Raw genomic sequence first — 10,749 nt, forward strand, 5'->3', positions numbered from 1 at the left:
GCTACAACGCTTATTGTTGGGTGGTGCGCCGCAGACGCACCCCCTGAACGGTTACGTCCACATATTGTCATAATTATTTGTTCGTATTTACTTGAATTTAGTCTAAATCTTTCAGAAGCCACTCTAAATATTTTCAATACACGAATCAAATGTTCGACAAAAATTCGGGCTGATGCCATTTCTTTATTTTTCGATTTCTGGTTAGGTGTTAATTCTCCTTTTTTCGGTTTTTTCGTGGGAGTTTTAATTGATGGTTCTCCAATATAACCTTTGTCACCTTGAAATTTTTGATTATGAGTAAAACCTTTCTGACCTTGACGAAATAAAGTTATATCACTTTTTGGTCCTGGCTCTCCTGCGATTATATCAACAATATCTTGACCCTCAGGTAAAACAGTAATTTGATTTTTAAATGTATGGGTTTTCTTTTTCCCAGAGTAATAATTTTGTTGTTCTTCATACTCTCCAGGTCTTTCTCGTGGCTGTTCACAGCTATCGACTATTAGTTCATATTCAGTTAAAATTTCTTGAACTATCTCATAATCGCTAGCGTTTTTTTTACCTGTTCTAATAAACTTGATGGTAGAAGCTCTTGGAGAATCGGAAACCAGTAATTAAACGTATCGTTGGCAGTTGACTCACTTACACCAAATTGTATACCTAACAATTGAAATGTTGTCAGATGTCTTAAATATGTCAAAGTTAAAAGAATTTGGTCTTCGTTTGACAATTTTACCTTTCGACCGCCACCTTTATTTATAATTCTAATTTTCTTTGCTTCTATTTCTTGTTGCTTTTCAGTGTGTAAGGCGATCGCCTGTTTTATTAGTTGTTCTAGTTGCTCATACTTTACACCTAATAATCGCTGCGTTTCTTGGGGGTTGTTTTGAATATAACTTAATATGTCACTCATGTTTCGTGGTAAAAAAGGCAGTTTTTCCTCTTTTACCACAAAATGGTTCTATTTTGGAGATGTCTAATGAAAAAGTCATGCCACCTGAAGAGAGCAATGCGGCGGCTGGTCGTGCAGTTGGCGCGAAAATGGCTCAACAATGGCTTTTTGAAACTTCTTACTACCTCAATGGTGAACCTTTAGACGCTATGAGGATAAACACTCTAATGTTAACGATGAGGGAAGCCAACAAACTTTTAACACCTTTGGTAACAATGAAAGCCGAGATAGAATTACTTGACTCAGAAGAAAGTAACCCTATTGATTACACTGACTCAAAACACTTCAAAATAGGCAAAGACATTTATCAGGTTTTGCCTATTCCTTGGGAATCAGTAAATGACTTCTACAAAGACATACAAATTAGTCCAGCGCTCGCATACAAAAATCTAGCAAAGAAATACATTAGGAGAAATGATGAGCGCATAACCGAGGAAATGTTTACTCAGTGCGAAACAAGCGGAGGTATAGGACTTGTCGCAGGAAAAGTAATTTTTGACATCATAAAAAAAGAAGTCAACTGATACCAGAGCGACTAACAATTTTGCGTGTGTGTCGTTTCATGGGGTGGTCACTTCGAGACTTTGAATACTTCAAAGACCTTGAACAGTTGCATGAATGGCTATCAGAGATAATTTTAGAAATGAAGCGAGAAAAACAAATGATTGAGCGATCGCAGCAAAAATAATCGTCAAAGAAAGATTTCTCTGACGAGCTTGTAAGCTACCACCACTTATAAGCATACAGTCCCCTAACAACAGAAATCGTCATGGTACTGAAAACATAAACTTTTATGCTCTCTATGACGTAAAACATCACAGAGAGTTTCTTTTCGTAACTGCGTTGTTTTTGCGCTTTAAGGGGCTTATTTTTCTTCAAATGATAAAAACTACAGCAAGCACAATTAACCCTGGCTGTAAGTCACACTAGACCCCGCTAATAAAATGTTTCTTTTGACATTGCATCACAGGGCGCGGAAGAATGACCCTCATGAGTAATCTTGTTGTCAAAATGAATAATTTCTAATTTGTCTTTGTCGTTAGTCGCGTAATCGTGTATCGCTCTTTTCCTCTTGACAAAATTAAAGAACAAAGTATAAATACTCAGTCAGCGCGGTAGCGCTTTTGCATTGTGTGTTTCTTCGTTTTGTTTTCTTACGTTTTTTTTATTGAAGTGTGTATTCTTATGTGGGGGGTGCTATCCATGCTTGGACAATCCACCCCTGGATAACCCAAGGGTGGATGACCCAAGGGTGGATGACCCAAGGGTGGTCGCTAACGAAAGATTTCCTTAACGAGGGCTTATGGTAGCTAAAGTTATAATTCAAGTCCTGTCAGATGTTACAAACGCGGTCGCAGGACTAGGAAAAGTAGGTGATGCAGCCGATGCAATGGGAGGGAAGTTAAAAGGCATAGGCGCAAGCATGACAGGCATAGGTCAACAGATGACGGTTGGATTGACAGCGCCTATTGTTGCAGGATTAGGGCTTGCTACAAAGTCAGCAATGGACTTTGAAAAGCAGATGAGCGGCATTTCACGCGCTACAGGTGTCAAAGGTTTAGAAAGTGATATCAAGAGTTTATCAGCCCAGTTTGGTTTGTTACCACCGCAGTTTGGAGAGATAGCAGAAGAGGTAGCAAAGGCGGGTGTGACGGGTAAGGAAGCAATTCTAGGGATATCTCAAACAGTTGCTAAAGCTTCTGTCTTACTAGACTTACCTGCTAAAGAGACAGCAGAGGCATTTGGTAAAGTCTCTTCTGTCTACAATATGTCTTCCAAAGAAATAGAAAACTTTGCAGCAAAAATCAATTATCTGGGTGACGAGATAGGCGGTAAGGAGTCAGAAATACTCAAGATTGTTGCTGCTAGTGGTGCGACCGCATCAGCAGCAAAGATGAGTGCAGGTGAAATAACAGCGCTCGCTGCAACCTATGGACGTTTAGGCGTAGAGGCTTCTGTAGCGTCCAACTCAATCAAGGCTCAGGTCAATGCTATTTTCACAGCCTCGACAGGTAAGAGCAAAGAGCATAATGCTGTGTTGCAGCAAGTAGGGTTGAGCTATCAACAACTAGCTCAAATTATCCAGCAAAAAGGCATGAGCGGCGCAATTCTAGAACTGAACAACAGATTTAATCAGTTGCAAGGTAGTAGCAAGGCGCTCGCGATCGCATCCTTTTACGGCAATAACTACAATGACACAATCGGTGTAACTATTGACCGTACAGACTTACTCGCCCAGGCTTTTCAAAAAGCAGGTGACACTAGCGCCGCAGCCGCGAAAGCACAAAGAGAATGGGCGGAAACGCAGAAAACGACCGCTTATCAAGCTGGGGTCGTACAGTCCAAGCTTTACTCAATAGGTATCACAATTGGTGCTGCTATTTTACCTGCGGTCGCGTCGTTGCTGACAGCAGTCACGCCTTTGATTGACCAGTTTAGTAAGTTTGCAGAAGCTAATCCTAAGATAGTGCAACTTGGTGTAGCTTTCTTAGCGCTTGTAGCAGCAATTGGTCCTGTCCTAGTTGCAGTAGGTAGCGTTGTCTCAGCGGTAGGGGCTATTGGTACTGCTATAGGCGTAATTTCACCTATGATTGCAGGAATTGGTACTGCTATCACTGGTGTTGTTGCTGTTGTTGCTTCTGGTCCCGTGTTGATTGGTGTTGCTATAGCAGCGGTCGTCGCGGCGGTCGTTGCTGCTGGTGTTGCTATTTATCAAAACTGGGATTGGTTAAAATCTCAGGCGGGCGCTATCTGGAACGGGATAGCGAACGCAGTCAAAGGAGGAATTGACAACACTATCAACTTCATCAAACAGTTGCCTAATACAATTGCTTACGTAACTGGTTACATAGTTGGAGCGATCGCAACATTACCCGTGTCTATTATTGCTGTCATTGGCAAAATCATCACAGGCATTGTTGATGCTGGTCAGAAAATCAGCAGTACAGTTACTTCTGCAATGACAAGTGTTACCAACACTATCGGTAACATGATAAAGCAAGTTCCTAGCATTGTGTCTCAAGGTATTGATGCAATAGTGAACGCTTTTAAGCAATTACCTGGCGCTATTTCTAACGCTATGTCCTCAGCTATTAGTGCTGTTAAAAGTGCTCTTAGTCAGATTTCTCAAGCCGCTGCAAGTTTTGGATCTACAATCGTTAATTCCTTAAAAAGTGCAGGTACAGGAATGATGAATAGTTTTGCTCAAGGCATTAGAGATGCAGCGAGCGCACCTTTTAACGCTATTCAAGAAGTTGTCAACAAAGTCCGCTCTTATCTTCCTAGTTCTGATGCAAAATTAGGCGCTTTATCTGACTTAACTGCATCCGGTAGCGCTTTATCAGCAACTTTTGCTTATGGCATGAATAGCAATATTCGTACTGTAGAATCAGCCGCTTCTAATGTTGCAAATTCAGCTAGCTCAGCTATGGCTGTGACGCGAGCGCCAGCAATGCCCATAAGCGGTGGCTCAACAACAATTACTGTTAATTTTGAACCACAAATTACATTAACAGGCACAGCTACAACTGACGATGCAAAGAAATTGATAGAAGCCCTTAGACCGTATGCGAGAGAACTTATATTGATGCTTGAGCAGTCAGGTAGCAGGATGACTCGCACAGCTTACTAGTTAAGGAAAGATTTCCTTAACGACACTATTAAGTTTTGGACTTTGGACAAAAATCACAAAGTTCGCGTTTATGTTTGCTGTAGTAGCATCTGAATTCACTTGCAGAAGTGAAGGCGTGTTAGTAGTCGCTCACCGGGAAGAATTGATTCTCCAAGCTGTAGATGAACTGGGTGTAGCAACAAATGCGTAACTAGAAATCATTAAAGCAGGGTACAAACCAACTAATTCCTTAATTCAGCTAGGCAATATAAAATATTTTCAACTACCGGTGGATAGACATTCTCACTGGCATAGCAAATCATATCTTTAACGCGATCGCCTACGGGCGCGGAGCGCCATTGCAAATATTGTGTTTCTTCCTAAAATGAAGTCAGCTTCAGCCACGGTCTACCCGTTTGGGCAGCAGTTGGGTAGACCTTGCCTGCTGGCGTCGGCTCATTTACGCATCCGGCAGTTGCTCCTCTAGCAGCCGTAGAGGTAGATATAGATAGCCCCCAGCTGTTGTTAGCATAGTGAGCATTCCCATTACAACAAACAACAGGGCAATGCCATGTCCTCGTCCCACACCGATAATCCGTCCTATGCTTCCAGCCAATGGTCCAGAGACAGCAAGCAACGGCTCAAAGACTTGATCGGCTAATGGCCCTGCAATGAGATAGGCAAGCGGTAGGGATGCCAAGGCGAGCATACTCCGCACGGCAAACACCCGTCCCTGGACAGCAGGTGCGACTTTGCTCTGCCAGATGGCTTGGTCACAGCCATTGATCATCGACACCCCAAAATAGTAGATGAAAGCAGCTGCAAAGAAGACCGGAACAGAGGGTATAAGCCCCGCAAGTAGTATAGACAGCCCACCTGATAGCGTAAAGCCGAACACACCAAGGATGCGGTTCTTTGAACCACCCCAAGCGCTCATCACTAGACCGCCAACCAACATCCCGCTTCCACCAATGGACAGCACGGTGCCAAGTACAGTAGCTGCAGCAAAGGCTAGCACCAATGGTGTAACTAGCACGCTAACAACTCCGATTAGGAAATTAATGGCAGCAAAGAAAATCAACAATCCCAGTAGTCCGGGTCGAGCAGTGATGTACGTCCATCCATAAGTAAACTCCCGCAGTTGCCAATCCTTCCTCACTTCATCCTCTGCGGTAGTTTTTGGCTTAGGAAATCGGACGAGCAGCAGAGTCACTAGAGAAAAGAGGAAACTGAGGCAGTCGATCAGGATTACGCCCTGAATCTGAATAGTGACAACCAGCGCACCTGCTAACATCGGTGAGAGCAGCCGTGAAGTTGCCTCTGCAAGTTGCACCATACCACTAGCGCGACCAAGGTGTTGCTTTGGGACAAGCATCGTAGTTGCAGCAGCATAGGCTGGCAATTGGAAAGCGCTAAAGGTCGAACTGACTGCTACAGCCAGGTAGATATGCCAGACTTCAAGCTTACCAATCAAGAGCAACAGTGCAATAGCCAGCGTACTCAGTCCTGTCCCTGCATCGCTTAGTATCATACAAGAGCGTCGGTTCCAGCGATCTACAAGCACACCGACCAACGGTGACATTAAGATGCTCGGCAGCATCGTAAACAAAGAAATGAGTGCAAATTGCGTGACTGACCCAGTATTCTGGTATACCCAGACACCTAAAGCAAATCGAGTCAGCCCAGAGCCAATCAGTGAAATAAGCTGCCCAAACCAGATAAGGGTAAATACTCGCATTCTACATCTGTGGGTGATTCAGGAAACCACTACGAGTGAAGTAACAAAAATAGTTTTTCAGAAGTTTGTCATCTATCGCAGGACACACAATAGAAGTACCTGCCAGCCGAGCAAGCGTGTTTTGGCAATCGAATTGTGTCATTCTTGGTTGAGAGAGGCTCTGTTGGATGGATATCCGTTCTTTGTATTTATTTTCAGGAAACAAAGGCAAAAGGGAATACAAAGTTGGATCTGGAGAATGCTTTGCAGCAGCGATCAACTCTTGTCGCCATTCGTCATAGGTCACTAGCCGCAGTGGATAGCCATAAAAACACATCCACTCGATCAGTTCTTTCAGTTGAATTGGGTGGGGATTGAGCAAGTGAAAGACTTTCCCAATGGATTCTTTTTGCTGAGATAAATAAATGATGGCTTGACTTACGTAGTCTACAGGGGTCATGTCCAGCAAACCATCAATTTTTGGCACACTACCAAGCTGAATACAGCATTTAATCATGCTGCACATAAAATCATTTGTGTTCCAGACCCCTGTTTTGCTGTTTCCTGTTATTCTTCCCAGTCTATGGATACTGGCAGGAAGCCCTCTAGAACGTGCGATCGCGACTAACTTTTCCGCCACCCATTTACTCTGAGCGTAGCCATTTTGGAGAATTCCATCATGTTCCAAACAGTCTTGTTCGCGGAATACTTGCACGTCAGAATCGCTCTGGGTGGGAAAAACAGAAAGGGTAGAAACGTAATGCACAGGTTTGACTTTGATTAAACTTGCCAATCTCAAAACTTCCTGGGTTCCGAAAACATTAGCCGCCTTCAGCTGCTCGTATGGATAAACAAAATTAACTAAAGCACCATTATGATAAATAACATCTATCCTATTTGCTAGCCGTAAAAATTGTGCCTCAGAAAGTCCAAAAAGTGGCTGTGATAAATCTCCTATAACCGGGATGATTCTAGAAGTGAAATCTTCGTTTCCAAGTGAATACATTTCCAAGTTTTTGCAGAGCTTATTTTTGCCTTCTTCAGCATTAGCAGCACGTACCAAGCAATAGATATCCGCTTGAGTTTTTTGGAGAAGTTCATCAACTAAAAAAGCTCCGACAAAACCTGTGGCTCCAGTTAAGAAGATACTGACTGGCTCAGTTGTATAGTCCCTTTGGATAACTTCAGGACGAATTGTGGGATCAAGGACGGCTTCCGCTTGCAGTTGCGCAACAGTTTTCCCGCCAATAGTATTAGACACTGGCTGTATTGCAGGTACCTGCAGATCCTCACCCGTCTTGATCATTTGGGAAAGTTCGTGAATTGTAGGATGTTGGATAAACTCTTGCAAAGAGAAACTTAATCCTCGGTCATTAGCTCTAGATAGTACTTGAATGCTGGACAGAGAATCTCCTCCCAACTTAAAGAAGTTGTCGTGAATGCCCACTTGTTCGACACCAAGAACTTGTGACCAAATCTCTGCCAGTGCTACTTCGATTGGGGTGCTAGGTGGGACAAATACTGCTTCGAGATTTGGTCTTTCCTGGTCGGGAACGGGAAGCGCTTGACGATCTACCTTGCCATTGGGAGTTAGTGGTAGCGCTTTCAGCATCACGAACACCGAAGGCAGCATATACTCTGGCAAGCAATTTTTTAAGAAGCTATGCAGGACATCAACTGTGGGTACTTGCTCATTTTTTGGGACAACATAGGCAACTAAACGCTGGTTACCGTGGATATCTTCTTGAGCGACGACTATAGCTTCTTGCACAGCTGTGTGTTGATTGAGAACAGCTTCAATTTCAGTTAGCTCAATGCGATACCCTCGAATCTTGACCTGCTGATCGAGACGACCGAGAAACTCAATGTTTCCATCCGGGAGATAACGCGCTAAATCGCCAGTTTTGTAGAGGCGTGCGTTTGGTTCATCACTAAACGGATTGCGAATAAACTTTTGGGTCGTTAGTTCTGGACGGTTGAGATAACCCCGTGCTACGCCAAGACCGCCGATGTATATCTCTCCCGATACACCAATGGGTACTGGTTGGAGGTAAGAATTCAGTAAATATATCTGGGTGTTAGCAATTGGGCGACCAATTGGCACAGGATTGTTCAAATCATGATTTTGACAATTGTATACACTGCTCCAAACTGTTGCTTCTGTTGGACCGTACTCATTAAATAAGGATGTCTGGGGTAGTAATTCACGGTGTTGCTTAACAAGCCCTTTTGGGCAGGATTCTCCAGCTACAATTACGGTTTGCAGGCTAACTAGTTGCTGTGGTTGGGCTTGCTCTAAAATCAGCTTGTAGAGAGATGGCAGACATAATAAGTGGGAAATTTGTTGTTGAGCGATCGCCTCTATGACCTGTTTAATATCTAGTTGAAAATTTTCTGGTAAAACGGAGACAAAACCACCTTGACAAAGTGTCCAAAAAATGACGGCAACGGAACTATCAAACGCAAAAGGTGAAGTTAAGAGAAAGCCTGTTACAGGTTGATCGTAGTAACAGATGCGAGCAGTTGTGGAGTGAACTAGGTTTTGATGCGTAACCTGCACTCCTTTGGGTTGTCCTGTAGATCCAGAAGTATAAATCAAGTAAGCCAGGTTCTCAGGAGTCGCTTCACTTTTGGGATTCTCATCACTTTCTTGGGCAATTGCATCCCAAAGAGTATCTAAGCAAAGTACTTGCGCCCCAATATCAGGTAACTTTTTCACCAACCGTTCTTGGGTCAATACGACTGATACCTGAGAATCTTGCAGCATATAAACCAGTCGCTGGTTTGGATACATTGGATCGATGGGTAAGTACGCTCCTCCGGCTTTGAAAATACTTAGTATACCTACCAACATTTCCCAAGAGCGTTCTACGCAAATCGCCACTAATACATCCGGTCCAACTCCCAAAGCCTGAAGATGGTGTGCTAGCTGATTGGCTTTGTGGTTCAGTTCTCGGTAAGTGAGTTGCTGCTTTTTAAACACCACAGCTACGTTTTCCGGGGTACGTTCTGCCTGTTCCTCAATAAATTGGTGGATACACTTGTCGTTAACATAGTCTCTTCTCGTATTGTTAAATTCAACGAGCAGTTGTTGTCGCTCGACATCACTCATCAATTGTTCTGGATTGTTAACAATACTCTGTGTCAAAGCTCTTAGTGTAGTGTTGGGATCAGCAACTATATTATTTAGTAGCGCGGCAACATGACTGAGCATTCTAGCTACCGTTACGGTGCTGAAGTGACGTAAGTCATAAAATATATTCAACGATAACTGCGACCAAGGTTTAACTAAGAAAACAAGAGGATAGTTAGAGTTAATAACAGAGCGAACATTGTCAATCCTCAAGTTTCCTGTAGCTAAGCTAGAGATATTTACTGAAGAGTTTTCAAATACCAAAATACTCTCGAACAAAGGCATCCCTGGAGGTACTTCACTCCAATTCTGGATCTGGACTAGAGGAGTACACTCGTATTTACGTATACTCAGCTGCTGGGACTGAAGTTCCTTTAGCCAAGACAGGAGCGAAGCTTCACCAGACACGAGTACACGCACTGGCAGGGTGTTGATAAAGAGTCCCACCATAGAGGAAACCCCTAGTATCGTGGGCGGACGACCAGACACAACGCTTCCATAGACCACATCTGCTTCACCACTGTAATAACTCAATAGCAAAGCCCAAACGCCTTGTATTAGGGTGTTCAGTGTCAAATGATGTTGTTGCGCTAAAGACTTCAGTGCTTCTGTGGTTGCTAGCGACAGCTGGATTTGTTGTTGACTGAAACCTTGGTGCTGACCAGAGGAGCCATTGGTTATCCAGTTTGCTACCAAAGGAGTTGGTGTTGTGAAGCCTTGAAGAACTTTTCGCCAAAATACCTCAGCCTCCGATAAATCCTGCTGCTTCAGCCAAGTGATGTAGTCCCGATACGGACGGTTTGGTTGCAACTGGAGAATTTGGTTTTGGCAAAGTGCTTCGTAGAAGGAGAAAAATTCCTTGAGGATAGTGTTAACACACCAGGCATCCAGCACCAAGTGACAAATACTCCAGATCAATTGATAAGTGTCCACATCAGTCTGGATTAAGATGAGCCGCATCAAGGGTGGTTTTGCAAGCTCAAAGCCATGTTTGCGGTCTGCTTCTAGGTAACTTTGTAGTTGCGCTTCTTGCTCAGCAGTTGAGAGTTTACGCCAATCATACTGCTGTATCAGCAGTTTAGCTTGTCGGTGTACTATTTGAACTGGTTGATTCAGACCTTGCCATACAAAAGCTGTCCTTAAACTCGGATGTCGGTCTACCACTTGCTGCCAAGCCTGCTCAAAAGCTGAGAAATCAAGAGTTCCGTGCAAGGTACATAGCGTCTGCTCAAAATACATCCTGGAATTTGGAGCAGAGAGGATGTGAAACAGCATACCCTGCTGGGTAGGTGAGAGTGTGTAGATGTCCTCTATATTTTTAGCTTCCATACCTAGGC

At 43.6% G+C, this 10,749-nt stretch carries 7 protein-coding genes; 2 read left to right on the forward strand and 5 right to left on the reverse strand.

Going from position 1 to position 10,749, the window contains the following annotated elements; genetic code table 11:
• Window positions 1-611: transposase family protein (locus DP117_RS36260; RefSeq protein ID WP_248277694.1), on the reverse strand; the 611-nt coding region annotated here is incomplete at its 3' end.
• Entirely contained in the window at window positions 533-913 is a 381-nt protein-coding gene (locus DP117_RS16860) for a transposase family protein (protein ID WP_248277691.1), read from the reverse strand. The genes DP117_RS36260 and DP117_RS16860, both read right to left, overlap by 79 nt.
• Window positions 914-990: 77 nt before the next feature.
• On the opposite strand from DP117_RS16860, the gene DP117_RS16865 reads away from it, so the two are divergent.
• Complete coding sequence (locus DP117_RS16865; protein WP_169219447.1) at window positions 991-1,476, forward strand: hypothetical protein; 486 nt, start codon at window positions 991-993, stop codon at window positions 1,474-1,476.
• A gap of 69 nt (window positions 1,477-1,545) precedes the next feature.
• On the opposite strand, the gene DP117_RS16870 is transcribed toward DP117_RS16865, so the two are convergent.
• Window positions 1,546-1,695, reverse strand: coding sequence for a hypothetical protein (locus tag DP117_RS16870; protein ID WP_169219448.1), 150 nt, complete (start codon window positions 1,693-1,695; stop codon window positions 1,546-1,548).
• A gap of 560 nt (window positions 1,696-2,255) precedes the next feature.
• Here DP117_RS16870 and DP117_RS16875 point away from each other — a divergent pair.
• Complete coding sequence (locus DP117_RS16875) at window positions 2,256-4,583, forward strand: phage tail tape measure protein (protein ID WP_169219449.1); 2,328 nt, start codon at window positions 2,256-2,258, stop codon at window positions 4,581-4,583.
• Window positions 4,584-5,022: 439 nt separating this feature from the next.
• On the opposite strand, the gene DP117_RS16880 is transcribed toward DP117_RS16875, so the two are convergent.
• Window positions 5,023-6,300, reverse strand: a complete 1,278-nt coding sequence (locus DP117_RS16880) for an MFS transporter (RefSeq protein WP_169219450.1) — start codon at window positions 6,298-6,300, stop codon at window positions 5,023-5,025.
• Window position 6,301: 1 nt separating this feature from the next.
• Window positions 6,302-10,741 carry a non-ribosomal peptide synthetase gene (locus DP117_RS16885; protein ID WP_169219451.1) on the reverse strand — a complete coding sequence of 1,480 codons (4,440 nt, stop codon included), beginning with the start codon at window positions 10,739-10,741 and terminating at the stop codon, window positions 6,302-6,304.
• Between the last annotated feature and the right edge of the window lie 8 nt (window positions 10,742-10,749).

Origin of the sequence: Brasilonema sp. UFV-L1 (assembly GCF_012912105.1) — a bacterium.
In the GTDB taxonomy this organism is placed as follows: domain Bacteria; phylum Cyanobacteriota; class Cyanobacteriia; order Cyanobacteriales; family Nostocaceae; genus Brasilonema.

Bases quoted from the DNA above. Each gene is read 5' to 3' on its own strand.
- DP117_RS16860 (WP_248277691.1), bottom strand. From the start codon at position 913: ATGAGTGACATATTAAGTTATATTCAAAACAACCCCCAAGAAACGCAG.
- DP117_RS16865 (WP_169219447.1), top strand. From the start codon at position 991: ATGCCACCTGAAGAGAGCAATGCGGCGGCTGGTCGTGCAGTTGGCGCG.
- DP117_RS16870 (WP_169219448.1), bottom strand. From the start codon at position 1,695: ATGCTTATAAGTGGTGGTAGCTTACAAGCTCGTCAGAGAAATCTTTCT.
- DP117_RS16875 (WP_169219449.1), top strand. From the start codon at position 2,256: ATGGTAGCTAAAGTTATAATTCAAGTCCTGTCAGATGTTACAAACGCG.
- DP117_RS16880 (WP_169219450.1), bottom strand. From the start codon at position 6,300: ATGCGAGTATTTACCCTTATCTGGTTTGGGCAGCTTATTTCACTGATT.
- DP117_RS16885 (WP_169219451.1), bottom strand. From the start codon at position 10,741: ATGGAAGCTAAAAATATAGAGGACATCTACACACTCTCACCTACCCAG.